The organism is Martinezella sp. CNPSo 3964 (assembly GCF_057784375.1).
Map to the genome: position 1 here is coordinate 414,362 of NZ_JBXSOW010000005.1, position 25,668 is coordinate 440,029.

The 25,668-nt window shown below is 60.3% G+C and carries 21 protein-coding genes; 5 read left to right on the plus strand and 16 right to left on the minus strand.

Translation table 11 applies throughout. The annotated features are described in order from the left end of the window. Nucleotide 1: 1 nt before the first annotated feature. Both AC13Q5_RS18420 and AC13Q5_RS18425 read right to left on the minus strand, forming a co-directional pair. Nucleotides 2-2,005: a CocE/NonD family hydrolase gene (locus tag AC13Q5_RS18420; RefSeq protein WP_488502685.1), complete on the minus strand. Its 2,004-nt coding sequence runs from the start codon at nucleotides 2,003-2,005 to the stop codon at nucleotides 2-4. Between the two features lie 21 nt (nucleotides 2,006-2,026). Beyond that, on the minus strand, nucleotides 2,027-3,607 hold the full coding sequence (locus AC13Q5_RS18425; protein ID WP_488502686.1) for an ABC transporter substrate-binding protein: 1,581 nt from the start codon (nucleotides 3,605-3,607) through the stop codon (nucleotides 2,027-2,029). A 122-nt stretch (nucleotides 3,608-3,729) separates the two neighbouring features. Between AC13Q5_RS18425 and AC13Q5_RS18430 the strand changes: the two genes are divergently transcribed. After that, a complete protein-coding gene (locus tag AC13Q5_RS18430; RefSeq protein WP_457878439.1) occupies nucleotides 3,730-4,515 on the plus strand; it encodes a helix-turn-helix domain-containing protein in 786 nt (261 codons plus the stop codon). 174 nt (nucleotides 4,516-4,689) lie between these two features. After that, entirely contained in the window at nucleotides 4,690-5,799 is a 1,110-nt protein-coding gene (locus AC13Q5_RS18435) for a thioesterase domain-containing protein (protein WP_488502687.1), read from the plus strand. A gap of 60 nt (nucleotides 5,800-5,859) precedes the next feature. On the opposite strand, the gene AC13Q5_RS18440 is transcribed toward AC13Q5_RS18435, so the two are convergent. The 9 genes from AC13Q5_RS18440 to bcoG form a co-directional block, all read right to left on the minus strand. Further along, complete coding sequence (locus AC13Q5_RS18440; protein WP_488502688.1) at nucleotides 5,860-7,491, minus strand: ABC transporter ATP-binding protein; 1,632 nt, start codon at nucleotides 7,489-7,491, stop codon at nucleotides 5,860-5,862. Further along, nucleotides 7,484-8,311, minus strand: a complete 828-nt coding sequence (locus tag AC13Q5_RS18445; RefSeq protein WP_075854187.1) for an ABC transporter permease — start codon at nucleotides 8,309-8,311, stop codon at nucleotides 7,484-7,486. Before AC13Q5_RS18445 ends, AC13Q5_RS18440 begins: the two co-directional genes overlap by 8 nt. Further along, nucleotides 8,308-9,315, minus strand: a complete 1,008-nt coding sequence (locus AC13Q5_RS18450) for an ABC transporter permease (protein WP_075854188.1) — start codon at nucleotides 9,313-9,315, stop codon at nucleotides 8,308-8,310. Before AC13Q5_RS18450 ends, AC13Q5_RS18445 begins: the two co-directional genes overlap by 4 nt. Nucleotides 9,316-9,511: 196 nt before the next feature. Continuing rightward, nucleotides 9,512-11,101: an ABC transporter substrate-binding protein gene (locus AC13Q5_RS18455; RefSeq protein ID WP_075854189.1), complete on the minus strand. Its 1,590-nt coding sequence runs from the start codon at nucleotides 11,099-11,101 to the stop codon at nucleotides 9,512-9,514. Between the two features lie 126 nt (nucleotides 11,102-11,227). Then, nucleotides 11,228-12,010: a carnitinyl-CoA dehydratase gene (locus tag AC13Q5_RS18460; RefSeq protein ID WP_488502689.1), complete on the minus strand. Its 783-nt coding sequence runs from the start codon at nucleotides 12,008-12,010 to the stop codon at nucleotides 11,228-11,230. A 6-nt stretch (nucleotides 12,011-12,016) separates the two neighbouring features. After that, nucleotides 12,017-14,074, minus strand: coding sequence for an acetate--CoA ligase family protein (locus tag AC13Q5_RS18465; RefSeq protein ID WP_488502690.1), 2,058 nt, complete (start codon nucleotides 14,072-14,074; stop codon nucleotides 12,017-12,019). A 4-nt stretch (nucleotides 14,075-14,078) separates the two neighbouring features. Next, the gene (locus AC13Q5_RS18470; RefSeq protein ID WP_488502691.1) at nucleotides 14,079-15,239 is read right to left on the minus strand and encodes an acyl-CoA dehydrogenase family protein; all 1,161 of its coding nucleotides are present in this window, start codon (nucleotides 15,237-15,239) and stop codon (nucleotides 14,079-14,081) included. A 12-nt stretch (nucleotides 15,240-15,251) separates the two neighbouring features. Further along, nucleotides 15,252-16,742, minus strand: coding sequence for a carnitine 3-dehydrogenase (locus AC13Q5_RS18475; RefSeq protein ID WP_488502692.1), 1,491 nt, complete (start codon nucleotides 16,740-16,742; stop codon nucleotides 15,252-15,254). A gap of 7 nt (nucleotides 16,743-16,749) precedes the next feature. Next, nucleotides 16,750-17,652 carry a 3-dehydrocarnitine:acetyl-CoA trimethylamine transferase BcoG gene (gene bcoG, locus AC13Q5_RS18480; protein ID WP_015342966.1) on the minus strand — a complete coding sequence of 301 codons (903 nt, stop codon included), beginning with the start codon at nucleotides 17,650-17,652 and terminating at the stop codon, nucleotides 16,750-16,752. Nucleotides 17,653-17,758: 106 nt separating this feature from the next. Between bcoG and AC13Q5_RS18485 the strand changes: the two genes are divergently transcribed. Next, the gene (locus AC13Q5_RS18485) at nucleotides 17,759-18,751 is read left to right on the plus strand and encodes a GlxA family transcriptional regulator (RefSeq protein WP_457878447.1); all 993 of its coding nucleotides are present in this window, start codon (nucleotides 17,759-17,761) and stop codon (nucleotides 18,749-18,751) included. Here AC13Q5_RS18485 and AC13Q5_RS18490 read toward each other — a convergent pair. Further along, entirely contained in the window at nucleotides 18,726-19,601 is an 876-nt protein-coding gene (locus tag AC13Q5_RS18490) for a LysR substrate-binding domain-containing protein (protein WP_075854195.1), read from the minus strand. The genes AC13Q5_RS18485 and AC13Q5_RS18490 overlap by 26 nt on opposite strands. 111 nt (nucleotides 19,602-19,712) lie before the next feature. On the opposite strand from AC13Q5_RS18490, the gene AC13Q5_RS18495 reads away from it, so the two are divergent. After that, nucleotides 19,713-20,621: a DMT family transporter gene (locus AC13Q5_RS18495; protein ID WP_075854196.1), complete on the plus strand. Its 909-nt coding sequence runs from the start codon at nucleotides 19,713-19,715 to the stop codon at nucleotides 20,619-20,621. A gap of 221 nt (nucleotides 20,622-20,842) precedes the next feature. Beyond that, a complete protein-coding gene (locus AC13Q5_RS18500) occupies nucleotides 20,843-21,205 on the plus strand; it encodes a hypothetical protein (RefSeq protein WP_075854197.1) in 363 nt (120 codons plus the stop codon). Nucleotides 21,206-21,236: 31 nt separating this feature from the next. Here the strand turns inward: AC13Q5_RS18500 and AC13Q5_RS18505 are convergent, their stop codons facing one another. The 4 genes from AC13Q5_RS18505 to AC13Q5_RS18520 are packed head-to-tail and all read right to left on the minus strand — an operon-like array spanning nucleotide 21,237 to nucleotide 25,661. Next, complete coding sequence (locus tag AC13Q5_RS18505; RefSeq protein ID WP_488502693.1) at nucleotides 21,237-22,301, minus strand: ABC transporter ATP-binding protein; 1,065 nt, start codon at nucleotides 22,299-22,301, stop codon at nucleotides 21,237-21,239. Between the two features lie 23 nt (nucleotides 22,302-22,324). Beyond that, nucleotides 22,325-23,839, minus strand: a complete 1,515-nt coding sequence (locus tag AC13Q5_RS18510; protein WP_488502694.1) for a DUF5060 domain-containing protein — start codon at nucleotides 23,837-23,839, stop codon at nucleotides 22,325-22,327. A gap of 38 nt (nucleotides 23,840-23,877) precedes the next feature. Beyond that, nucleotides 23,878-24,765 (minus strand): carbohydrate ABC transporter permease, encoded by an 888-nt coding sequence (locus AC13Q5_RS18515; RefSeq protein WP_488502695.1) that lies wholly within the window; start codon nucleotides 24,763-24,765, stop codon nucleotides 23,878-23,880. Further along, nucleotides 24,762-25,661: a carbohydrate ABC transporter permease gene (locus tag AC13Q5_RS18520; protein ID WP_075854201.1), complete on the minus strand. Its 900-nt coding sequence runs from the start codon at nucleotides 25,659-25,661 to the stop codon at nucleotides 24,762-24,764. Before AC13Q5_RS18520 ends, AC13Q5_RS18515 begins: the two co-directional genes overlap by 4 nt. Between the last annotated feature and the right edge of the window lie 7 nt (nucleotides 25,662-25,668).

Below are 25,668 nucleotides of genomic sequence, written 5' to 3' on the forward strand. Positions count from 1 at the left end.
CCTACATCAGGTCGCGGGCGATACGCTTCTCCTCGAATATCTTCCGGAAGATCTCGGTCTCTCCCTCATAGGCAACGACCGAGGCGCTGACGACCCAATCCTTTGCCGTACAGGATATGGACGATGCCGCCACCGTGCGGACGAACCAGCCGGGACGCTGCATGTCGCACGTCCATGTCGAGATACCCGTCATCGACAGCGGGTCATCCGGCGCGATCGACCAGCTCTCCTCGCGCGATTGCCGCGTCGAAAGGCCGGTGCCGGGATGCTCGGAGAGGCCGGTGTCCTCATGGATCTCGTAGCGGGTGACGCCGGCTGAGAGATCGCGCACCACCTGCCGTTTCGTCAAGCCCGGCGCGTGTTCGATATATTTCGGCAGCGGATCGGGATTGTCGGGCTGCTTGACCTCGATGAGCTCGTGCGCGCCGAGCTGCGGCAGGCCAAGGCCGATGGAGGCGATATCGATCGTCAGACCAGGGTCTTCCGGAGGCGGCAGGACCATCGGCCAATAGGCCGTCGACAACGACAGACGGATGCGGTGCCCCTTGCGGAAACGATAGCCGCAGGCATCGAGCGTCAGGGTCACTCTAACCTGCTGCCCCTTAATCAACGGCTCCGGCGCGGCATTGCCGTCGCGATGGGCGAGATTGAGCACGCCGAAGGAAATGCGCGTTGCGGTGCCATCCGGATGGATATCGACGAGCCTTGCGCAGAGATTGGCGGTTTCGGCGTCGCACCGCAGTGTCAAGGTGACGACCGGACGGCCGAGATAATCATGATCCTCGACCAGCGGTGCGGTCTGGAAAGTCAGCGACCCAGCATCGTCACCGCGCTGGTCGATTGCCATCTCCGCATCCGGCTTGAGGGTGAACCATTCGCCCGAGGCTGTGCCGGTGTCGAGCGGCGAGCGCAGATAGACGGGGTGCTCCGGCGCGTGCGGGATCGGCATGCCTTCCATCAACGTGCCGAACTGCTCGACGTAGAAGCATTGCATCTCCGGTTGGCGCCATTCTCGTTTGGCGATCCAGAAACCGGGATCGAAATCGCGGCGTTTTGCCGGTTTGGCGGCATCGAGAATATAGGCGCGCACGGATGGCATGGCCTCCGCGCCGTTGCGCTCGCCGCGCAGCCAGTGGTTCCACCAGGCGATAGCTTCGCCGTGAAAATCGGCGCGCGGCTTCGGCCAGGCGAAGTGCGGGTACTTGTGAACCCACGGGCCGATCAGTGCCTTTGCCTTATCCCCAAGCCCTTCGACCGCCAGCAGCGGCGTGTTGCGATAGCCATCCGCCCAGCCGGCGATGACGATGGCGGGAATATCGAAGCCGGCAAAATCCTCGCAGATGGACCCATGCCGCCAGAAATCGTCGCGGCGCTGATGCTCTAGCCATTCCTCCATGAAGAAGGGTTCCTGCTCGAGCCGCTCCAGCCACATATCGCGCCAATCGTCGCCGACGATGGCCGGATCGGGAGAACGCGATTGATAGCCGAGCATGGTCGCCGCCCAGGAGAGCTGGGCGGAGAGGTGGCAGCCGTTCTTGTAGTGGATGTCGTCATTGTAGCGATCGACCGTGGAGGCGATCGAGATGACCGCCTTCAGCGCCGGTGGTTTCAGGGCCGCGACCTGAAGGCAGTTGAAACCGCCCCAGGATATACCCATCATGCCGACAGAACCGTTCGACCAGGGCTGTGCTGCAATCCAGGCAATCAGCTCGCAGGCATTGGCAAGCTCGAGTTCGGTATACTCGCCATCGATGATGCCGCTGGACTCACCGGAGCCACGGATATCGACACGGACACCGGCGATGCCGGCTGCGGCAAAGACCGGATAGGTCGATTCATCGCGCGGACTCGTCCCGTCGCGCTTGCGATAGGGCAGAAACTCGAAGACCGCCGGCACGGGATCGCTCTCCGCGCCATCCGGCATCCAGATGCGCGCGGCAAGCCGTGTACCGTCCCTGAGGGTGATCCACTGATTTTCGATGGTAGTGAAGCTGCGCTCAGCCATGATCATATATCCCGATGAGATTTATGCATTAAACCACACGCGGCTGCCGATGTAGCCGTTGGACATATCGTTGCCGATGTCGTCGACATATCCCTTCAGCGTCTTCGAAGAGGCCATGATGTAATCGTTGAAGACGGGCAGGATGAGACCGCCATCGTCTCGCACCATCAGAGCCAGTTGCCGATAAAGCACCTTGCGCTTGGTTTCGTCGAGTTCGGATCTTGCCTGCAGCACCAGCTTGTCGAAGTCAGGGCGCTTGAAACGGGTGTCGTTCCATTCCGCCGTCGACAGGTAGGAGGTGGAATAGCGCGAATCCTGTGTCGGCCTGCCGCCCCAGAATGAGGCGCAGAAGGGCTGCTTGTTCCAGACATTGGTCCAGTAGCCGTCCTCCGGTTCGCGCTTCACGTCGATCGTGATTCCGGCTTTGCGCGCGCTTTGCTGGAACAGGATCGCCGCATCCACGGCGCCAGGAAAGGCTGCATCGGAGGTGAGCAACTGAACAGGGCGATCGAGACCCGATTTCTTGAAGTGGAAGGCGGCCTTGTCCGGATCATACGGCCGCTGCTCGATATCGGTCGGGGCGAGGGCGTAGTTGGAATTGACCGGATAGTCGTTGCCGATCGTGCCGTAGCCGCCAAGCACCTTATCGAGGATCGACTGGCGGTCGATGGCATATTTCAGCGCGAGCCGAAGGTCGGCGTTGTCGAAGGGTGCTGTGTCGCAATGCATCAGGAAGCAATAGAAGCCCTTGCCGGCGTTCCGGACGATATCGACGGTCGGTGCCCGCTGCAGCATCGGAACGGTCTTCGGGTCGACATTGTTGACGAAATGCACTTGGCCGGAGGCAAGCGCTGCAATGCGGGCGGTGTTGTCGTTGATGACGAGGATTTCCACGCTGTCGACAAAACCGCGATCAGGGCGCCAATCCTTGGAGTTCTTCTCGAAAGTTGCGCGAACGCCGGGTTCAAAGCTCTTCAGAATGTAAGGGCCTGTACCGACAGCTGCCGCAGGCTTGTCGACGCCGCCCTTCGGCTGGATGATCAGGTGGTAGTCGGTCAAAAGCAGAGGCAGGTCCGCATTGCCTTCGCTTAGCGTCAGAACAAGATCACCCGCCTTTTCTTCAATGCCCGTAATTGAGGCCATCAGCCCAAGGGCGCCCGACTGTGAATTCTTGTCCGCGTGCCGCTTCAGCGTCGCGACGATATCGGCGACGGTCATCTTGCTGCCGTCGTGAAACTGCACGTCATTGCGGATCTTGAAGGTCCAGACGGAGGCGTCCGCCGATGGCGTCCAGGAAGATGCCAGCGACGGCAAGGGAGCGCCGGTCTTGGGATCCGATTCGACCAGCGTATCGCCCCAGAGGCGGCCAATGACGAACAATACGGATGCGCTATAGGTCGCCGGGTCGAGCGCATCGCTGGTGGCGCCGCCCTTCAGGCCCAGCTTCAAATGACCACCGCGCTTCGCTTCCTGCGCCCGGGCATCGCGCGGCATCAGGAGGCCGGAGGCGAGGGCCGGCAAGGCGCCCAGCGCGACGGCACCGCCGAGGAAGTGGCGGCGGCCGATTTTCAGCTGCGAAGATTGATCCTTTTCATGCGTCATGACAGTTCCCTCGTTTCCATTTTTGTAGGTGGAAACGTAGAGGCCGAGCGGGCCGACGCAATTTCGCGACTTGACGCATCTTTAAGCGAGTTTACGCTAGTCTTTCCAAGACGGAGCTGCTGATGCCTTACCTGGTCGAGAACCTCAAGATCGCCTGTGCAACACAGCGTTCGATTTCGCAGCTATGCCGTGCAATTGATATCAATCGGCAGCAATTCAACCGCTATATCAATGGCCAGACGAGGCCGTCAGCCCATAACATGGCGCGCATCGCGAAGTATTTCGATCTCGACGCCGCCGATTTCCTCATTGCGCCCAAACTCTTTCGCGAACGCCTTCGCAAGCCGGCTTTGGGTCTCAACGAAAGTTCAGAGCTCCTCAAGGCGTTTCCGGGAAATCTGATCGCACTCAGGCGTCATGTCGGTTACTTCCAGACCTATCATCGCTCGCCGTCCTGGCCCGGAATGGTCGTTTGCTCGTGCAGTCGTCTTGTCGAGCAGGCTGGACTGGTGCACGTCAAGTCAATGGAACGCCTGCGCGACCCTGGAAACGGTATCCAGCAATTCTCGAAATATGTAGGCTTGGCGGCGTTCTACAGGAACCGGATCTTCATTACGGAGCGCGTCGTCGGCCCCAACTCCATGCTGTCGCAGACGATCCTGTTGCCATTCGACGAGCACCAGCGCGTCTATCTACGCGGAACGACCATGGGGGTCTCCTGGCGAAGGGAAAACCTGCCCTATGCGTCGCGGATGATCTGGCGCCACGTCGGCGCTGAGCCCGATCTGCGCGAACTTCTCTCGCGTTGCGGACCCTTGCCGTTGTCATCGCGGCAACTGCCGCCCACGGTACGCTCGTTCCTCACGGATCCTTCAGCCGAAGTATATGCGGTGCCAGCCGAGTATTGACGACTCCGATTGCCGAAGGGTTCCTTTTCAGCCCTTGCAGGTTTTTCGACAGTGAAAAATCTCGAACACAAGAAAAAGTTGTGCTTCTACGGAATATATTAAGGATCGCTTTATAAGAATAACAGTCATCATATCGTTTAGTGACGCATACTTCGACATTTTGGGGATGCCTAGATGCTTTTCTCGACGAGAACGGATGTAGATTCCGGCCTGCATGCCTCCTTTGATGATCTGTTTCGTCAGGAAGCGAAAAACAATTTGAATCGCGACGCAGACATTCCTGATGCTGTTTCGGTCAACCGTGTCTTGAATTTTATAAAGCGCTGGTGGAACGAAACGGGAGAAGAGATGGATGTCAATGTCTTCTATCGTCACCGCACCCTTGAAGCGCTTGGCTTTGCGATTTCCAATCACGAAGACCTTTCGGTCTCGCCGAAAATCATAGAGCTCCGAGGCGGAGAAGGCGCGGCGCCTTTGCTGCTATTTGCCGGAGGCGCAAGCTGCTTTCTGGAAATGCAGCAGCTTATCGGGGAGATCAGCTTTCCAGGACCGATCCTCGGCGTTGCGCTGACAGCATTCGACCGCGATCGTCAACAGCCGGCAACCGTGGAAGACGAGGTTCAAAGCACGCTGAAAGCGTTGCAAGCAGCCGGGATCGGAGAGCCTTATCGATTGCTCGGTTATTCTTTCGGCGGTGTCTTTGCCTTGGAGCTTGCTCGCGCCTTGAGGGCGCAGGGGCAAAAGGTTGCGTTCCTCGGAATGCTCGACACCCCCTTTGGCGAGCAGGAGTGGCCGCTGATGGCCTGGGGCAGATTCATGTGGCAACGCTGGAGACGAGCCCGAACCAGAAAGAAGAATCTAAAGAAAGTCGCTTCTCAACCGCCTCGGCAAGCACCGATTCAGGCCAGCAGACCAACTATCGAGCGACGGGAACTTCTCGCAAAAAAACTGAAGCCCCTTTCTTTCCGCTACGCCGACCCGCATACGGCCTACTATCCGGAACTGGCGCCCCAATGGATGGGCGATTATCCGCCGCTTTATGATGCGGCTGCCAGACAACTCCTGCGGATGAAGGGCCTTTACAAACCGAGCCGTTACGACGGGGAGCTGACTTTCTATCGCAGCCTGCAAGGCTCTCCGGTCGACTGCGATCCCAAGACCATATGGGGGCGCTTGCTCGTTCATGCGGACTGGGTTGATGTCGCCGGCAACCATCAGAGCATGATTGTAGGACGCAACGCAGCCACGCTCGCCCGCGAACTCAGCGCCCGCCTTATGCGCTGAGCTCTCGATTGGCACGAAAGCGGATCGGTATTGAGCGGCTAGATTGAAAGCGCCGAAGCTTCAATTTCCGGCGCTTTCCATTTTCCGCGTCGTCAGCACGCGCTCCAGCCAGCCGATCTCCATCTCGGGTACGGATTTCAAGAGCAGGTCGGTGTAATCGTCGAAGGGCGGCGAAAGCGCCTGGGATTTCGGTCCGAAGCGAACGAGTTTGCCGCGGTGCATCACGGCGACGCTGTCGGCGATGGCGCGCACGATGGCGATATCGTGGGTGATGAAGACGTAGGAGAGACGCGCCTCTTCCTGCAGCTTCAAGAGCAGCTTCAGAATGCCTTCGGCGACCAGCGGATCGAGCGCCGAGGTCGGCTCGTCGCAGAGGATGAGTTCCGGCTTGGCCGCAAGCGCACGGGCGATGGCCACGCGCTGCTTCTGGCCGCCGGAAAGCTCGGCCGGATAGCGGTCGATGAAGCCGTTGCCCATCTCGATCTGGTCGAGCAATTCCTTGACGCGCGCCGTCTTCGCCGCGCCATGCAGGCCATCATAGAAGGTCAGCGGGCGACCGATGATATCGCGCACGGTCTGGCGTGGGTTCATCGCAGTATCGGCCATCTGGTAGATCAGCTGGATGCGCCGCAGTTCCTCCCGCGAGCGGTTTTTCAAGGCCGGCGTCAGCGGCTTGCCGTCGAAGGAGATCCGCCCGTCGCTCGGCGGCAACAGGCCGGTAATCACGCGGGCGAGCGTCGATTTGCCGGAACCGGATTCGCCGACGACGGCCAATGTCTGGCCTTTAGGAACATGTAGAGAAACGTCATGCAATACCCTGAAACCATTGGAGTATTGTGCACTGATATTCTCGATTTTCAAAAGTGCGCTCGATTGATCCGCAGCTTCGGCTCGCGCCTCCTGGCGGACATTGACCAGGGCGCGGGTATAGTCTTGCCTGGGCTCCTCGATGATCTGCTGGACACTGCCATATTCCACCGTCTTGCCGTGCCTCAGCACCATGATGTCATCGGAGATCTGGGCGACGACGGCAAGGTCATGGGTGATGTAAAGTGCCGCCGTATGGGTTTCCTCAATGGCGTGCTTGATCGCCGCAAGAACATCGATTTGCGTGGTGACGTCGAGCGCGGTCGTCGGCTCGTCGAAGACGATCAGTTCCGGGTTTGAGCAGAGCGCCATGGCGGTCATGGCGCGCTGCAGCTGGCCGCCGGAGACCTGATGCGGGTAGCGCTCGCCGAATGTTTCCGGGCTGGGCAGGCCAAGCACGCTGAAAAGATAGAGCGCCCGCTTTCTGGCCTCCTCCTTCGTCATCAGGCCGTGTTTCACTGTCGCCTCGATCACCTGATCTCCCAGGCGATGCGCGGGATTGAAGGCGGCCGCGGCGGATTGCGCGACGTAGCAGACCCGCGCGCCGCGAATCCGGCGGATGCCGGACTTGCCGAGCGGCAGGATGTCGACGCCATCGAGCAGTACCTGGCCGCCGGTAATCTCGGCGCCACCGCGTCCATAGGCGAGCGCAGAAAGGCCGATGGTCGATTTGCCGGCACCGGACTCGCCGATCAGGCCAAGCACCTTGCCCTTTTGCAGATCGAAGGAAACGCCGTCGACGATGGTGACGCGTTTCGGCGGCTCGCCGGGCGGATAGCTGGTCGCCTCGATCTTGAGATCGCGAACGGAAAGAAGCTCAGGCATCGCCACGCCCTCCCTTGAGGCTGGAGGTGCGTCTTAGGAGCCAGTCGACCACCAGATTGACACAGATTGCGAGCGCCGCAATGGCGGAGCCCGGCACGAGGGCGGCTGAAATGCCGAAGATGATACCGTCCTTGTTGTCCTTGACCATGCCGCCCCAGTCGGCTGCCGGCGGCTGGATGCCGAGGCCGAGGAAGGACAGTGTCGAGAGGAACAGGATCGAGAAGGCGAAGCGCAGCCCGAATTCCGCCAGCAGCGGCGACAGCGTATTCGGCAGGATCTCGCGGAAGATGATCCAGATCTTGCCTTCGCCACGAAGCTTGGCCGCCTCGACGAATTCCATAACCGCGACGTCGAGCGCCACGGCGCGGCCGAGGCGATAGACGCGAGTGGAATCGAGGATGGCCATGACGAGGATCAGCACGATCAGATTCTGCGGCAGGACCGCAAGCACGACGAGCGCAAAGATAAGCGTCGGGATCGACATCATCAGGTCGTTGAAGCGCGAGAAGACCGTGTCGATCAGTCCGCGCGAGACGGCGGCGGTGAAGCTCAAGATGATGCCGAGCGAGAAAGAGATGATCGTCGCCGTCAGCGCGACGAACAGTGTCGTACGGGTGCCGTAGATCAGGCGCGACAGGATATCGCGGCCGAGATTGTCGAGACCGAAGAAATATTGCGCATCGGCGGGCTGCCAGACATTGCCGACGACTTCCGTCTCGCCGTAAGGGGCGATCCAGGGAGCGAAGATGGCGCAGATGAAGGCGATCAGGATACCGATGATGCCGATCCAGGCGGTGATGGGGATGTCTCTCAATCTCATCGCGGATGCCTCAGACGTGGGTTGGCGACGATGGCGAGGATATCGGCCGTCATGTTGAGGAAGATGTAGACGGCGGCGAAGATCAGGCCGCAGGCCTGGACCACAGGCATATCGCGTACCGTCACCGCATCGACCATGTACTGGCCCATGCCGGGATAGACGAAGACGACTTCGACGACCACAACGCCGACGATGAGATAAGCAAGGTTCAGCGCAATGACGTTGATGATCGGCGCCAGCGCATTGGGAGCGGCGTGTTTGACGATGGCGCGAAAGGCGGAGAGCCCCTTCAGCTCGGCGGTTTCCATATAGGCCGAGGACATGACGGACAGAATGGCCGCGCGGGTCATGCGCATCATATGCGCAAGCACGACCAGCACCAGGGTCGCGGTCGGAAGCGCGATCGCCTTCAGCCGGTCGACGAAGCCCATGCCGTCAAACACCGTCGCCGGAAATGTCGCGATGCCGAACTTGACGGAAAAGAACATGATGAGGAGATAGCCGATGAAGAATTCCGGCAGCGAGATTGCCGCGAGCGAAATGACGTTGATGATCTTGTCCGGCATGCGATTCCTGAAATGGACGGCCAACATACCCAGGCAGACGGCCAGCGGCACCGAGATCAAGGCAGCAAAGCCGGCCAGAAACAGCGAATTGCCGAGCCGCTTGCCGATCTGCTCGCTGACGGAGTTCTTGCTGGCCCAGGAGGTGCCGAAATCGCCCTTAACGGCGTTGCCGAGCCATTCGACATAGCGAGTGACAACAGGCCGGTTGAGGCCGAGTTCCTCGCGGATATTGGCGACCGCCTGCGGCGTCGCCGACTGGCCGAGATAGGTGGTTGCAAAATCGCCGGGCAAGGCTTCGAGGCCGCCGAAGATCAAAACGGATACCGCAAACAGCAGGATGATACTGAGCACGCAACGCTCGATAATGAGGGACAGCAGCGGAAAACGCTGCTTGAACCTCAGCCCGGGCAGAACTGTGCCGGGGGGCGGATTGGACATGGCCGATGCCTCGCACTTAGAGCGGTTCCAGTTTCAGGGAATCGTTGAGCCGCTCAATCTTGTTGTTTTACGCAATTCCGAACGGAAAACAGCTGCGCTTTTTCCGGGAATTGCTTGAAACGTCGGGAGGACCGCGAAAGCCTTTCGCGGTCCCGGCTGTGTCAGAGATGAGGGCGTTTTCGCCCGGCTTCGGGCATCAGGCGTCAAGCCAGACGCGGGTCGCGACGTAGCCGTTTGACATGTCGTTGCCGATATCGTGGACATAGCCCTTCACCTGCTTGGTGGAGGCGTTCACGAAATCGTTGAACATCGGCAGGATGACACCGCCTTCGTCGCGCACCATCATCGCCATGGCGCGGTAAAGCTCCTTGCGCTTGGCTTCGTCCAGTTCGGAGCGGGCCTGAAGCAGAAGCTTGTCGAAGTCCGGGCGCTTGAAGCGCGTGTCGTTCCAGTCCGCCGTCGAGAGATAGGCGGTGGAATACATCTGGTCCTGCGTCGGGCGACCGCCCCAGTAGGAGGTGGAAAAGGGCTGGACGTTCCAGACGTTCGTCCAGTAGCCATCGCCCGGCTCGCGCTTGACCTCGATGTTGATCCCCGCCTTCTTGCAGCTTTCCTGATAGAGAACGGCCGCATCGACAGCGCCGGGGAATGCGACTTCCGACGTGCGCAAGAGGACCGAGCCGCTGTGGCCGGACTTCTTGTAGTGGAAGGCAGCCTTGTCGGGATCGTAGGTACGCTGCTCGATCCCTTCGGGGAAGAGAGCATAGGTGCTGTTGATCGGGAAATCGTTGCCGACCTTGCCGTAACCGCCGAGGATCTTCTTGACCATCGTCTCGCGGTCCATGGCGTATTTCAGTGCCAGGCGCAGGTCGTTGTTGTCGAAGGGCGCCTTGTCGCAATGCATGATGAAGACATAGTGACCGCGGCCGGCTGTAGACAGGATTTCGACGGTCGGCGCGCGCTTCAGAAGATCGACGGTTTTCGGGTCGACGCGGTTGATGTAGTGGACCTGACCCGACGACAGAGCGGCGATACGCGCCGTCGCGTCGTTCATGCAAATGATCTCGACCGAATCGACGAAGCCGCGATCGGTGCGCCAGTCGTCCTTGTTACGTTCGAAGGTGGCGCGCACGCCCGGCTCGAAGCTGACCTGCTTGTAGGGACCGGTGCCGATCGAGGCGAGGGGATCGTCATAGCCGCCGTTCGGCTGGATGACGAGATGATAGTCAGTCAGCAGCAACGGCATGTCGGCGTTGCCTTCGGTCAGCGTCAGGACGAGATTGTCGCCATCGGCCTTGATCTCCTTGATCGACTTCATGACGCCGAGGGCGCCGGATTCCGACTTCGCATCCGTATGGCGCTTGAGCGTGGCGACAACATCGTCAATCGTCAGATCCTTGCCGTTGTGGAACTTCACGCCCTTGCGGATCTTGAAAGTCCAGGTGGCGGCATCCTTCGACGGCTCCCAGGATTCTGCGAGCGACGGAACGGCGGCACCAGTTAGCGGATGAGATTCCACCAGCATGTCGCCCCAGCAGCGGCCGATGCAGAACATGACCTGCGACAGGAATTTGGCCGGGTCCTTGGAATCGGTCGCGGCACCGCCTTCCAGGCCAAGCTTCAGATGACCACCGCGCTTCGGTTCGGCCGCCATTGCACTTTCGGTGAAGAGTTTGTCGGCGAGCGTTAAAGTCACGCCCGCTGCCATGGCGCGTCCCATGAATTCGCGGCGGCTAAGCCCGCCCGCGGTGACGCGGCTTGCCAGATATTTCGTGTAATCGTTCATTCCCCTGTTCCTTCTTCTTGCCGTGTTGACAAAGCTCCCGAACAAGCCACTTCAGGTCTCGGTTCCTCTTCCGCCTGAAGCCTGTCGCCCGCGAGCATGTGGGAAATTTAGCGGTTGCTGCCGCCTCTACCTTCCTTTCCAGATTGGGGCTCGCTTCTCCGCAAAAGCCCGTGCGCCTTCTAATTGATCTTCGCTCGAATAAAGGACGTCGACGGTCGCAAACTGCCGTTTGGTGATCTTGTTCATGGCAGTCTGAAACGTCGAGCCCTCCGCTTCACGAACGATTTCCTTAATCGCCGCGTAGACGAGCGGCGGCCCGCTTGTGAGCAGGCGGGCCAGTTCCCAGGCCCTGTCCATCAGCTTGTCGGCCATGACGATCTCGTTGACGAAGCCCCAGCGATGGGCTTCCTCGACATTCAGCCAGCGGCCGGTGAGCAGCATGTCCATGGCTACGTGATAGGGGATGCGCTTCGGCAGTTTGATCGATGCGGCATCGGCGACGGTGCCCGAGCGGATCTCGGGCAAAGCGAAGGTGGCGTGCGGGGCGGCGATGATGAGATCGGTCGACAGCGCGATCTCCAGCCCGCCGCCGCAACAGATACCGTTGACGGCGCAGATGACGGGCTTGTTGAGATCTCGCAGCTCCTGTAGCCCGCCGAAACCGCCGACGCCATAATCGCCGTCGACTGCGTCGCCATTCGCTGCAGCCTTCAAATCCCAGCCGGCGGAAAAGAATTTCTCGCCGGCACCCGTGACGATGGCGACCCGCAGATCCGGATTGTCGCGGAAGTCGCGGAAAATCAGTCCCATCTTGCGGCTCGTTGCCAGATCGATGGCATTGGCCTTCGGCCGGTCGATAATGACCTCAAGGATGCCGTTGTCGCATCGGGTTCGAATGGGGTCTTGCAACTTCTGCTACCTCCTTCGCCGGATGAGAGCATCCGCGGCAACGGCGCCGCGAGATTCTGGTAGGACCATCAATGGATTAATGTCCAGTTCTTCAAGCTTTGCGGCATTCTTTACGACATATTCTGCCGCTGATAGGACGGCGTCGGCAACGATTTCGAGACTGCTTGCTGAACTGCCTCGATAGCCTTCGATCAATTTGCGGACCTTCAGCCGCGAAATCCGCTCCAAGACCTCGGCTTTCGTCGCCGGAAGCGGCAAAACGACGGAATCTTCAAGCAATTCCACCAGGACTCCACCGGCACCGATCGTCAGGGTCAGACCGACGACCGGATCGCGGACGGCACCAACGATGAGCTCCGCGATGGGGCGGTCGACCATCCGTTCGACGAGGAAGCCATGAGCGACCATAGCCATGCCTTCGGCCGCATCCCTGACCGCGTTCCTATCCCATAGGTTGAGCTTGACGGCGCCGACTTCGGATTTGTGCTCGACGCCAAGCGCCTTGAGCGCGACGGGAAAACCGAGTTGCTCCGCACGGTCGGCCGCCTCGCTTGCCGTTTTGGCGGTCATGCCTAGCGGAACTGCAAGGCCTGAGGTCGCAAGCTCGGCCTTGGCTTCGGCCTCGCTCAAGGTCTCGACTTCACCCGCCTCGGCGCGTGCGCTGAGAAGCGGGAGCGGCTGCGGCTTCTTCCATGCGTTGGCAATGCCGCTGGCGATATCTGCCGCCGCCAGCGCTTCGCTGATGCCGCAGAGCGGTACTATGCCGGCTTCGATCAATTGCCCGGCGATCGCCTCGGGCATGTTTTCTGGCAGCGTCGCCAGAATGGCGGCGCGGGCACCGGTCTGCTTGGCGGCGGCGGCAACGGCAGAGACAGTGATCATCCAGTCCGCGCCGTCGCAGCGATCTTCGCGGGGAAAATCGAGCACCAGCAGATTGAGGGCATAGCCGCCGGCGAACATGGCGCTGAAAGCCTCCGTCTGCCGTGCCAGATCGCCCCAGACGAAGGTGTGATAATCAAGGGGATTGGAGAGCGTCACCATCTGGCCGAGGGTTGCGCGCAGGGCTGGAATCTGTTCGGGTTTCAGCGCGCGAAATTCGACATTCCGGCCGACGGCGGCATCGGCCATCAGCGAGGCCTCGCCGCCCGAACAGCTCATCGAGGAGATCGCATTGCTGTCGAGCGGACCGGCGACATGCAGGAGTTTCAACGTTTCGATGAGTTCGGGCAACGTCGCGACGCGGCCGATGCCGAGGCGGTCGAGGACGGCGCCGGCCACCGCGTCGCTGCCGGCGAGCGAGGCCGTGTGCGAGACGGTGGCGCGCTGTGCCTGTTCGGATTTGCCAATCTTCAGCGCGATAACGGGCTTCTTCAGCTCTCGGGCGCGTGTTGCGAGCGCCTCCAGCGCCCGGATATCGCCGAAGCCTTCGATGTGCAGGCCGACGGCCGTGACGCGTGGGTCTTCAAGGACGTCCCGGGCAAGGTCCGACAGGCTGGTTTGTGCCTGGTTACCTGCCGTCATCAGATAGCTGATCGGCAGGCCGCGCCTCTGCATGCTGAGATTGATGGCGATATTGGAGGATTGGGTAAGGATCGCAACGCCGCGCTCGGTTCTGACGATACCATGCTGATCCGGCCAGAGCAGGGCGCCATCCAGGCCGTTGATCATGCCGTAGCAATTCGGCCCGACAATCGGCATGGCGCCGGCTGCCTCGACAAGCGCCTGCTGCAAATCCCCGCCATCGGCCAGTTCCGCCACCGCTTCGCTGAAGCCCGAGGCATAGCAGACGGCGCCGCCGGCGCCTCTGGCTGCTAGATCCCTGACGATGTCGATAGTCAGCGTCCGGTTGACGCCAACGAAGGCAGCATCCGGCGCATCCGGTAATTCGGTAACCGAGCGATAGCAGCGCCGGCCGAGCACACTGTCTTGTGTCGGATGTACCGGCCAGATTTCGCCAGAAAATCCCATGAGGTCGCATTGCTCGATGACGCGCCGCGCCTCCCTGCCTCCGAAGACGGCGATGGTTCTGGGTCTGATTAGGCGGTCGAGCGAGCGTTGCGTCATGGGCTCATGCTCCGAACGGCCGAAGCAGGTCGCGGCTGATGATGTGCCGCTGGATTTCCGACGTGCCGTCCCAGATGCGTTCGACGCGTGCGTCACGCCAGAAGCGGGCAAGAGGCAGGTCGTCCATCAATCCCATGCCGCCGAAGATCTGGATTGCCTCGTCGGTAACGCGGGCGAGCATTTCCGAGGCGTAGAGCTTGGCCGAGGCGATCTCGCGGTTGGCTGGGATGCCGGCGTCGAGCTTCCAGGCGGCCGACAGCGTGAGCAGGTCGGCGGCGTCGATCTCGGTGATCATGTCGGCAAGCTTGAACGACACGCCTTGGTTCGCGCCGATCGGCTTGCCGAATTGCTTGCGTTCCGCGGCGTAGGGCAGGGCCAGATCGAAGACGCGGCGCGCCCGGCCGACACAGGTGGCGGCAACTGTCAGGCGCGTTCCGTAGAGCCATTGATTGGCAAGATCGAAGCCGCGATGCACCTCTCCCAGCACTTGCGATTTCGGCAGGCGGCAGTCGGTGAAGCTCAGGATGGAATTGTGGTAGCCGCGATGCGAAACCGAGTCGTAGCCCTTGAGAATGTCGAAGCCCGGCGTGCCGCGGTCGACCAGGAAGGCGGTGATCTTCTTCTTGACGCCACGGTGCGTCTCTTCCTCGCCGGTCGCGGCGAAGACGATGACGAAATCGGCAACATCGGCATGCGAGATGAAATGCTTCGTGCCGTTGAGCACGAAATCGTCGCCATCCTGCCGTGCCGCGCATTTCATGCCGCGCATATCGGAGCCGGCATCGGGTTCGGTGATGGCGAGAGCGTCGATTTTCTCGCCACGCACCGCCGGGAGGAGATAGCGCTCGCGTTGCTCGCCCTCGCAGGCCATCAGGATACCGGATGGACGGCCGAAGAAGACGGTGAGCCCAAGGGAACCGCGGCCGAGCTCGCGCTCGACCAGGGTAAAGGTGAGGTGATCAAGCCCGGCACCGCCGATTTCCTCCGGGAAATTGCAGGCATAGAAGCCGAGCTCGATACATTTGCGCTTGATATCCTGCCCAAGATCGGGCGGTACAAGGCCGGTGCGTTCGACCTCGTTTTCGTGCGGATAGATCTCCGTCTCGACGAAGTCCCTGACCGTCCTGACGATCATCTCCTGTTCTTCGCTGAGTCCGAAATTCACGATCGCTTCCTCCTAGCGTTTTTGTCCCACATGACGGCCGGCTCCCTCCGGCATGGCCAAGGCTGCGTGCGCGGCGGCAATCGGCTCCAATTTGCTGAGCACCTCCTCCGGTGCGGCAGCGGCCTTGCCAGCCTTGGCATCCACATGCAGCAGCATCTGTTCCGCCGTGGCGATGATGTCGCCGCTCGCACTGTCGTGCAGCGCATGGAAGACATGCAGCCGCTTTTCGTCAGCCCCCACGATCTGGCAAGTCGAATGGATGGCTTGGCCGAGCCTGGCTTCGCCGATATGGCGGATATGGGTCTCCACCGTATAGTAACTGTGGCCGCGCTCGACATAGGCGAGATCGACGCCGATCAGGCGCAGCAGCGCATCCGACGTGTCGCCGAAGACCTGCAGATAGCGGTGTTCGGTCATATGGCCGTTATAGTCGACCCAGGCCGGGCTGACCTTGGTGTCGATCAAGCGCAGTGGTTTTGTAAGGTCCAGCGCCTGCTTCGCGCCGCCGCCGCCGGCCCAAAGATGCTGCTCGAATTCCTTCAGCAGCTTGCCGGCGCCCCAGCCCTTGCCGCCATGGCTGCCTTTCAGGCTCTGAAGGATGCCGACGAGATTTTCGTCACGGATGCGTTCGAGTTCGCGGATCGAAAGGCCGTCGGCCTGTTCGTCTGACTGCTGGCCGATCTTTTCGACGAGGGCATCATCGAGATCGACGACATCCATCAGCTTCGTCCAGTTCCACTGCAATGCCGGGCCGAACTGCGCCAGGAAATGACGCATGCCCGCTTCGCCACCGGCGATGCGATAGGTCTGGAACAGGCCCATCTGCGCCCAGCGCAGGCCGAAGGAGTAGCGGATGACATCGTCCAACGTCTCGACGGTGCAGATATCATCCTTGATTAGCCACAGCGCCTCGCGCCAGAGCGCTTCCAGCAGGCGGTCGCCGACGAAAGCCTCGATTTCCTTGGCGATATGCACGCCCTTCATGCCGATGGGCGGCAGTCTTTTCATAGCAGCCTGGATGGTGGCGGCGCTGGTTTTTTCGCCGCCGACGATTTCCACGAGCGGCAGCAGATAGACCGGATTATAGGGGTGGGCGACGAAGAGGCGCTCGGGGTGACGCATGTCGCGTTGCAGGTCCGTCGGCAACAGGCCCGACGTGGACGAGCCGATCAGCGCATCGGACCTTGCGGCGGCATCGATCTGCGTCAATACCTTGCGCTTGAGATCGAGCCGTTCGGGTACACTCTCCTGGATCCAGTCGGCACCATCGACTGCCGCTTCCAGCGTATCCCTGAATGTGAGCCCGCCGCGCGGCGGAAGCGGTGCGCCGGTCAGCATCGCATAGGCCTTTTCGGCATTGGCCAGAACTTCGCCGACGATGCGGGTTGCCTCCGGATGCGGATCGTAGACATCGACATCGATGCCCGCGAGCAGGAAACGGGCGATCCATCCGCCGCCGATGACGCCGCCGCCGATACAGGCCGCCTTGTTGATCTTGGTCATCGGGGCCTCAGCGCTTCGTCAGTTTCAGCTTCTTGCGGACATCTTCGGGGCCGATGATGCGCGCGCCCATGCCCTCGACCACCTGCACCGCCTTTTCGACAAGCTGCGCATTGGTCGCGAGCATGCCCTTGCCGGCATAGAGATTGTCTTCCAGACCGACGCGGACATTGCCGCCGGCAAGGATCGCGGCCGCCGGATAGGCCATGGCATTGCGACCGATGGAAAAGGCCGAGAAGGTCCAGCTTTTGGGAACGTTGTTGACCATCGCCATAAAGGTATTGAGGTCATCGGGCGCCCCCCAGGGGATGCCCATGCAGAGCTGGATGAGGACCGGATCCTCGATCAAGCCCTCCTCGGCAAGCTGCTTGGCGAACCAGAGATGACCGGTATCGAAGGCCTCGATCTCGGGACGAACGCCGAGATCGGTCATCTTCTTCGCCATGGCCCTGAGCATCGAGGGCGTGTTGGTCATAACGTAGTCGCCAAGATTGAAGTTCATCGTGCCGCAATCGAGCGTGCAGATTTCGGGTAGGCACTCGGCAACGTGACTGACGCGCTCGGTGGCGCCTGCCATATCGGTGCCCTTGGCATTCAGCGGAAGAGGGCTCTCGACATCGCCGAAAATCAGGTCGCCGCCCATGCCGGCGGTCAGGTTCAGCACGACATCGATATCGGCAGAACGAATGCGGTCGGTGACTTCCCTGTAAAGTTCGTTGCGGCGGCTGGCAGCGCCCGTTTCCGGATCGCGGACATGGCAGTGAACCACTGCCGCCCCAGCCTTGGCGGCGTCGATCGCGGAGTCGGCGATCTGCTTGGGAGTGATCGGAACATGGCTGGATTTGGAAACCGTGTCGCCGGCGCCGGTGACGGCACAGGTGATGAAGACATCGCGATTCATCGCAAGAGGCATTTTTGTTCTCCCTCGTATTGAAGACATTACGAGCCATGAGACATCTTCATGCTTTGCATTATCGGAACTATTCGATACAGTTTCGGAATGATCGAGGGAATGGGCAATGCTGACATCAGCCAATGAGACGCTCGATATCGACCTCCTGATCCTTCCGGAGACGAACCTGATCTTGATCGCTTCGGTCATCGAACCCTTGCGCGGGGCCAATCGCATTTCCGGAGCGGAGCTTTATCGCTGGCGCCTCTTCACGCCGGATGGTTCTCCCGCAGAAACGACGAGCCTCATCCCGGTGCCAGCATCCTCCAGCTTCCGACCGACATCCGACACGACGCCGCTTTTCGTGCTGGCGAGCTACAATTGGCGGCGCAGCGCGACGCAGGCGTTGAAGATGCAGTTGTCGCAAACGGCCCGCCATCGATCGATGGTCACAGGCATTGAGTCCGGCACTTGGCTGCTTGCCGAGGCGAGCCTGCTCGATAATGTCTCTGCTGCCGTCCATTGGGAAGACTATGACGATTTTGCGCTGGCCTATCCGCAGGTCCGCGCCGTTAAGGACCGCTACGTCATCGACGGCAAGCGGATTACCACAGCGGGATCGTTGCCGACGGTCGATCTGATGCTGGAGATCATCCGGCGGCGGCAGGGCTATTCGCTGGCGCTCGAAGTCAGCCGCCTGTTCATCTACGAGCCGGCAAGCACGCAAAGCGCAGGGGAGCTTTCGCCATCGACGGCCGGCCTGCGCATGCGCGATCCGCGCGTGGCCCAGGCCATCCGCCTGATGGAGGATCATATCGAGCAGCCGCTGGTGCTTACGCGTCTTGCCCGTCGCATTGGCGTCAGTGCCCGTCATCTCCAGGCACTCTTTCAGGAGAGCATCGGCGCGCCGCCGCATGTGCACTATCTGGCGCTCAGGCTGAATGCGGCCCGACGGAAGGTCATCGAGACGAAAGCCTCTTTTACCGAGATTGCCGACGCAACCGGCTTCAACTCGGCATCGGCCTTTTCCCGCAGCTATCGTGCCAGCTTTTCCGAAAGCCCGTCTGGTACGCGCCGCAGGCTGCGTCGGCGCTCTATGGCTGCAGCAGAGCCGACATAGGCTGGAAGGCCTCGCGCACCATTTCCGCCAATTCGCGGATCGCCTCGCTCGAATGATAGGGGTTGCGGCGAAGCACGACGCGTGAGGAATCGACCGGCGGGAAGCCGTCGTCGCCTGTTAGCTCCCGGCAGCCATGCGGAATGTTGCTGCGTGACAGCGTCGTCACGGCGAGCCCGGCGGAGACAGCGTTCTTCAAGCCGGAACTCGTATCGGCGATGAAGGCGATACGATAACGCCGCCCGATTTGCTCCAATGATTTCAGCGCAAAATCGCGGCACCATGTCGAATCCCGATAAACGGCGATGGGTAGAGGTGTTGCCTCATGCACACGATGCACCAACGATGTCACCCAGACCGTTGGATCGATACAGAGAACTTCGCCTTTGCTTTGGTTGTTCCAGTCGAAGACGACGGCCAGGTCCAGCTCATCTTTTTCGAGCGCTGCCAGATTATGCGCTGTGTAGTCGCAGGAGACAGTGACTTCGACGGCCGGATGCCTGATGGCAAAGGCCGCCAAGGCGGCGGGAAGAATGGTCTGGCTGTATTCCTCGGGAATGCCGATCCGGACCGGTCCGTCCAGCGGCTTCGTGCGGATATTCGCGGCCGCCTCGTTCAGAAGCTCGATCACGCGCTGTGCATAGGGAAGCAATTGAGTGCCGGCGCGGGTCAGGACGGCCCCGCGGGCGCTTCTTTCGAAGAGCGTTTCGCCGATCGTATCCTCAAGCCGTTTGATCTGGGCGCTGACGGCCGATTGGGTGCGGCCGATCCTTTGAGCGGCCGTGGAAAAATTGGATGTCTCGGTGATGACGAGAAAGGTCCGCAGCAGGTCGCTTTCGATCGGTTCGCGCATGGCAGGCCACAAATATTTCTGATAGCTACTATCTCTACTATTCGTTTGCCTGATGTCAAATATCGGCGCACACAGGGAGCGTTCCTTCTGCTTCGTTCCTCGAGTCCATACATGACATTCCAGTTTCCCGCCCGCTCCGCTTTTGCCAGCGACTATGAGAGGGGCGTTATACTTGTGGCGACAGCAATGCTTGCGTGGAGCTGCAGCGGCATCTACGCGCGCCTTTTGACCACGGACATATGGACGGCGATCGCCTGGCGGTCGCTGTTCGGCGGCCTGTTCCTGCTGATTCCAAGCTTTTTCCTCGAAGGCGGGTTTTCACGGCGGCAATGGGCATCGATCTTTCATCCTGCCGGGCTGGCGATGCTGGCCTGCCAGACCATCAGCCAGGCGTGCTTCATCGGCGCGCTTTATACGACCACGGTCGCAAACGTGACCATGATCTATGCGACGGCGCCGTTCATCGCTGCTTTTCTCAGCTGGACCATGCTGAAAGAACGGGTGGCGAAGCGGACCTTGATTGCCGGCGGCATCTGCCTCATCGGCGTTGCGGTCATCGTTGCCTCTTCGATCGGCGGCGGTACGGGTGTCGGCGATCTGCTGGCGCTCGGCATGACGGTCACTTTCGCCCTCATCATCGTCATCCCGCGCATGGACCCCAGTATCCCGATCCTGCCGTCGAGTGTCGTCAGCGGGCTTTTGACATTCGTCGTCTTCGTCCCCTTTGCATCGACGAGCTCGGTGGACATTCAAAACTGGCTGCTGTTGGCGGCTTTCGGCGCGACGAATTTTGCGCTCGCCTTCGTCCTTTTCCTCTTCGGTTCGAGAAAAATGCCGGCCGCCGATGCGGCCCTCATCAGTTCGATGGAGATCGTCTTGACGCCGTTCTGGGTCTGGCTGTTCTTCTCGGAGATGCCGCCGGTTGCCACTTTTATCGGTGGAGCGATTATCTTCGCGACCATCGTCTGGCACACGGCCATCGATCTCAGACATAGCCGCCGGCGTCGTGCGCTGGCCTAGTGGGCGATAGCCATCAGCATCGCCTCGGCGGATTCGTAAGGATTTATAATGAATATATTTATCAATATCTTGAGGTGATATTCTCTAGTAATTGATAGAATGCTTAGCTTCGACGCGGTCGTCGGAGTTGTCATCGTTCTGAAACAAAATGTAACAACTCATAACACCCTGTCACGCCCGAATCGGTATATTCCGCTCGTGTTCGAACGAGAGGTCACTTGATGCAGGCTAACCATGTACCGTCCCCCTCACAGGCCGATGTGCTGATCTGTCTCGATAACCAGCAAGTTGCGTCCCGCATCGGCTCGGTTTTGATGGAGCAGGGATTGTCGGTGACCGCCATACCGGCGACGGGCATTCGGGAATGGTTCGAACCGAACGGCTGCAAGCTTGTCGTCACGCATACGGCGATGATCGGGGACGTGCGCACACGATTGAACCTACCGATCGTCAATCTTGAAGCGTTCATCTTCGATCGCCCGGACCATGTGGCCGAGGGCGCTGCACGTCAATTCGATGGCGAGGCGTTCATCAAGCGGGTCTTTTCCGTTATGAGCGGCACTCAAAAGCGCGCAGCCGAGTAATCCGGGCCAGCCAGCGCGCTTCGGCTATCCTCTACAGCCGTTGCTGGCTAGCCTTGTCGAAGAAATGCAGGTTCGGGGTCTTCAGGGAGAGCTGTATCTTCTGACCAGGCGTCAGCTCTACCCGTTCTCTCATCACCCAAGTCAATTCCTTGCCCTCCAGATCAAGCGCAACATGCGTTTCCGAGCCTGTGGGTTCGACGACCGTAACGGTTGCGGTCACACTGCCTTCGGAGCCGAAGGAAAGATCTTCCGGGCGTATACCCAAAACAACCTCCCGGCCATCCGACTGAGCCGGAGCGCTGGCGAGTTCGATGCCGGTGCCGGTCGGCAGCACCAAAGCGGGCGAGGCGCCGCCGGTAATCCTGCCTTCTAGAAAATTCATCGCCGGCGAGCCGAGGAAGCCGGCGACAAAGACATTTCTCGGGCGATCGTAAAGCTCGAGCGGCGAGCCGACCTGCTCCACCTTTCCGCCCTGCAGTACGACGATCTTGTCAGCCATGGTCATGGCTTCGATCTGATCGTGGGTCACGTAGACGATCGTTGTCTTCAGGCGCTGATGCAGCGCCTTGATTTCGGCGCGCATCTTCACGCGCAGCTTGGCATCGAGGTTGGAAAGCGGTTCGTCGAACAGGAAGACCTTGGGGTCGCGCACGATGGCGCGGCCCATGGCGACGCGTTGGCGTTGCCCGCCGGAAAGCTGAGCGGGTTTGCGATCCAGCAACGGCTGCAGGCCCAGTATCTTTGCGGCTTCGCCGACCTTCTCGTCGATTTCGGCACGCTTCGCGCCGGCAAGCTGCAGCGCAAAGCCCATATTCTGCGCCACAGTCATCTGCGGATAGAGCGCATAGTTCTGGAAGACCATGGCGATGTCGCGATCCTTCGGCGGCAGGTCGTTGACGACCCGGCCGCCGATCGAGATTTGTCCGCCGGTGATATCCTCAAGGCCCGCAATCATGCGCAGCAGCGTGGACTTGCCGCAGCCGGAGGGGCCAACGAGAATGACGAACTCACCGTCAGAGATATCGACATCGACTCCATGGATGATGTTTACCGCGCCGTAGGATTTCCTGACGTTCTTGATGGTCAATCCGGACATGACATTCTTCCCTTCTGGATCGATCAATGCTTCTTGCGGATGCGGAGCGCCTGGTATGGCTTGCCCGGCAGTTCCACGCCAAAGGCGGCATCTGCCTTGCCGCCGCGCACGATCGCGCCATGGCGCGTCGGATGCGGGATCGGTGCTTCCACCTTTTTGGCGGGCGTGATCGTCATATTCCATGTGTCGATGACGTCGACGTCATAGTCGGTCCCGTCCTTCGGCAGGCCGGTGGACCAGATGACGGGCTGATGTTCGCCGAGATAAATGTAACGGAGCTCGCCGTCACGCGCGCCGGAAACGCGCGTCCATGGCCATTCCCCGAACGAGGCCATCGGTTCGAGGCCATTGACGACATCCTGCTCCAACAGATCGCGCAGGAAGCCGATGCGCTTCCAGGCTTCGCCACGCAGTTCGCCGCCCTTCGCCCACCAGATCAGATCTTCCGGATGCGAATAGGTTTCGCCGTGACCGGCATAGCCACCGCGCATAACCGTGATCCAGAAGCGATGCACCAGCTCCTCAGCCGTCAAGTTGCCCCAGGACTGGATGATGTTGCCCTCATATTCCGGCTCGTCGTTGACGACAGGCTTGCCATAGGCCTCACGCCATTCCTGCGTGCGCTTTACATCCCAGTTCTGGATGCAGGTATGGGTGACCCAGGGCTTGCGATGATCGAAGTTCATCGTCGGCTCGCCGTTATGGATCGACTTCAGATGGCCGTAGGGATCGTTTTCTTCGAGAATGTGGAAGTAGCGGTCCCACTGCTGCAGCGGCTTGGTGTCGAGGAGGAAGTCATACTCGTTGGCCAGCGCCCACCAGACGTTGCGATAGGCGGCAAGGCGTGCTGCGAGATAGGCGACGTAGCGGAAATCCTGCTCGGCCGACATGTCGGCATAACCCCAGCGGTCATAGGGGTGGAACATGATGATATCCGCTTCGATGCCGAGCTCGCAAAGGGCTGCGACCTGGCTCTCGAAATGACGGAAGAGGACGGGGTTCGGACGATCGAAGTCTTCCTTGCCGTCAGCGCCCTTTTCGAAGCAGGCGTAAAGCGGCTCGTTGACGTTATAAGGATAGTCCTTCGGGAAAACGCCCATGCGGATCTTGTTGAAGCGTGATTTTTTCAGCGTCTCAAGGGTCTGTGCCTGCATTTCGAGCGGCTGATGCGTCCAGGCATAGCAGGTGGTGCCGAAGGACAGGAATGGCTTGCCGTCGGCATAGGCGAAGTGAAATTTGTTATGGACGTGCACGGGGCCGTGGTTGCCTTCGGATGGCTTCGTGGCCACGAAGGAGCCAGTTTTGCCATCCAGTTCCGATGTCTGCGAGCGCGTGCGGAACGACCACTCACCTTCATTGTCGGGCATGAAGCGAACGCGATAGACGCCGTCCCCGTCATAGAAGCCGGGCACGCGGACCTCGCGGCTGTTCTGGCTGAAAACGGCTTCGAATGCCACATCGAGATAGGGATTGCCGCCGGAAGGACCGTTGAAAGCCGCTTCGAAAACTCCCCATTTTTCGACGGACGCGTTGGACATGATGTTCTCCTCGGAAGATGTATGGATGGTTCGACCGCTCAGCCCTTGACTGCGCCGGAGGTGAGGCCGGAGACGAAGTAGCGCTGGAAGATCAGATAAACGATGGTGGCCGGCAGCACGGTCATGACGATTGCCGCATTCAACTGGCCGTAATCATTGGAAAACTGGCCTTGGAAGGACATGAGGCCAAGCGGCAACGTCCACATATGCTGATCCTGCAAGAGCACGAGCGCCATGGCGAATTCATTCCATGTCGAGACGAAATCGAGGATCAGCAGTGCTGCGAGCACCGGCAGGCAGACCGGAAGGAAAATCCGGCGGAAGATGGTGAAGTGGCTTGCGCCGTCGATCAGCGCGGCTTCCGACAATTCCTTCGGAATGCCTTTGAAGAAGCCGTGCAGGATAAAGACCTGATAGGGCACGCCGAAGGCTATATAGGGCAGGATAACGCCCGGATAGGTGTCGACCAGCCCGAGCGAATTGACCAGCGTGAACAGTGGGGCCAGCATGACCTGAAACGGGATCATCGTGCCGAAGACGATGGCGAGCAGCAACAGTTTGCTGAACCGCATGCGGATCTTGGCAAGCGCATAGGCGGCCATCGCCGAGAGGATGAGCCCGAGCGGCACCTTGATCACGGTGATAATAGTGCTGTTCAGGAAGGCATTGGCGAAATTGCCGCGGCCCCAGGCGCTTGAATAATTCTCAAAGGCTGGATCGAGCGGCGGCATGAAGGCGCCGGTGGAAGTCACATCGGCCTGCGTCTTCAGCGAGGTAAAGACGATGAAGACGAAAGGCGCAAGCCAGATCGCCGCGACCACGAGCAACGCGATCCACAGGCCAATCAGCACCGGGTCCCGCTTGCGCTTGGCGGGCGCGATGGTCTCGAAATCGTCCGATATGGATGTGGCCGATGCTGCCGTCATTGTTCGGCCTCCTCATGCTTTTGCGTCCAGCGCAGGTAGGGGATGACGATGGCGATGGTGATGAGCAGCAGAACGACCGAGATTGCAGCGCCGCGGCCGAAATCGAAGATCTGCATGGCCTGGGTGAAGGCCCAGAGCGCCAGCATCTGCGTCGATTGCGCCGGTCCGCCGCCGGTCAGGCCGTAGACGATGTCGAAGGCCTTCAGCGAGGAGATGACCGAGAGCACCAGCACGATGGTCAGCGTCGTGCGCAACGCGGGCAGGGTCACGTAGCGGAAGATGTTCCAGCGCCCGGCGCCGTCGATGCGGGCGGCTTCGACCAGCGTCTGCGAGACATTCTGCAGGCCCGCAAGAAACAGGACCATGGAGAAGCCGACGGATTGCCAGAGGAAGGCGACGAAGACGGAGTAGAGCGCGATATCCTTGTCGCCGAGCCAGTCCTGAATCCAGTCCTGCAGACCCATGGAGGTCAAAATTTCGGTGAAGAGACCGAAGAAGGGATCGTACATCCACTTCCACATCGTCGCGACCGCGATCGGGGCGATGATGACCGGGAGGTAGAAGATGGCGCGGAAGGTATTGCGGGCGAAAAGCTTCTGATTGAGGCTCAGCGCCAGCAGCAGGCCGACCATGGGCGGAAAGATCACGCACATGATGGTCCAGATCACCGTGTTGCGGAAGGCAACCCAGAAAACCGGGTCCTGGGTGAAGATATACTGGTAGTTTGCCAGGCCAACGAAGGGACGCTGCGGATCGAGGCCGTTCCACTTCTGGAAGCTCAGCACCACCACGTTCAGCATCGGATAAAGCGCAAAAATCGCGTAGATCAGCATGGCCGGTGCAAGCAGGATCGCTGCCTGGACGCGGGGATCATGTGTTCGATTGCGGAATGACATTTCTGAT

Excerpts from the sequence above, each read along its gene's own strand:
- AC13Q5_RS18420 (WP_488502685.1), bottom strand. The coding sequence starts at position 2,005 with ATGGCTGAGCGCAGCTTCACTACCATCGAAAATCAGTGGATCACCCTC.
- AC13Q5_RS18425 (WP_488502686.1), bottom strand. The coding sequence starts at position 3,607 with ATGACGCATGAAAAGGATCAATCTTCGCAGCTGAAAATCGGCCGCCGC.
- AC13Q5_RS18430 (WP_457878439.1), top strand. The coding sequence starts at position 3,730 with ATGCCTTACCTGGTCGAGAACCTCAAGATCGCCTGTGCAACACAGCGT.
- AC13Q5_RS18435 (WP_488502687.1), top strand. The coding sequence starts at position 4,690 with ATGCTTTTCTCGACGAGAACGGATGTAGATTCCGGCCTGCATGCCTCC.
- AC13Q5_RS18440 (WP_488502688.1), bottom strand. The coding sequence starts at position 7,491 with ATGCCTGAGCTTCTTTCCGTTCGCGATCTCAAGATCGAGGCGACCAGC.
- AC13Q5_RS18445 (WP_075854187.1), bottom strand. The coding sequence starts at position 8,311 with ATGAGATTGAGAGACATCCCCATCACCGCCTGGATCGGCATCATCGGT.
- AC13Q5_RS18450 (WP_075854188.1), bottom strand. The coding sequence starts at position 9,315 with ATGTCCAATCCGCCCCCCGGCACAGTTCTGCCCGGGCTGAGGTTCAAG.
- AC13Q5_RS18455 (WP_075854189.1), bottom strand. The coding sequence starts at position 11,101 with ATGAACGATTACACGAAATATCTGGCAAGCCGCGTCACCGCGGGCGGG.
- AC13Q5_RS18465 (WP_488502690.1), bottom strand. The coding sequence starts at position 14,074 with ATGACGCAACGCTCGCTCGACCGCCTAATCAGACCCAGAACCATCGCC.
- AC13Q5_RS18475 (WP_488502692.1), bottom strand. The coding sequence starts at position 16,742 with ATGACCAAGATCAACAAGGCGGCCTGTATCGGCGGCGGCGTCATCGGC.
- bcoG (WP_015342966.1), bottom strand. The coding sequence starts at position 17,652 with ATGCCTCTTGCGATGAATCGCGATGTCTTCATCACCTGTGCCGTCACC.
- AC13Q5_RS18485 (WP_457878447.1), top strand. The coding sequence starts at position 17,759 with ATGCTGACATCAGCCAATGAGACGCTCGATATCGACCTCCTGATCCTT.
- AC13Q5_RS18490 (WP_075854195.1), bottom strand. The coding sequence starts at position 19,601 with ATGCGCGAACCGATCGAAAGCGACCTGCTGCGGACCTTTCTCGTCATC.
- AC13Q5_RS18495 (WP_075854196.1), top strand. The coding sequence starts at position 19,713 with ATGACATTCCAGTTTCCCGCCCGCTCCGCTTTTGCCAGCGACTATGAG.
- AC13Q5_RS18500 (WP_075854197.1), top strand. The coding sequence starts at position 20,843 with ATGCAGGCTAACCATGTACCGTCCCCCTCACAGGCCGATGTGCTGATC.
- AC13Q5_RS18505 (WP_488502693.1), bottom strand. The coding sequence starts at position 22,301 with ATGTCCGGATTGACCATCAAGAACGTCAGGAAATCCTACGGCGCGGTA.
- AC13Q5_RS18510 (WP_488502694.1), bottom strand. The coding sequence starts at position 23,839 with ATGTCCAACGCGTCCGTCGAAAAATGGGGAGTTTTCGAAGCGGCTTTC.
- AC13Q5_RS18515 (WP_488502695.1), bottom strand. The coding sequence starts at position 24,765 with ATGACGGCAGCATCGGCCACATCCATATCGGACGATTTCGAGACCATC.
- AC13Q5_RS18520 (WP_075854201.1), bottom strand. The coding sequence starts at position 25,661 with ATGTCATTCCGCAATCGAACACATGATCCCCGCGTCCAGGCAGCGATC.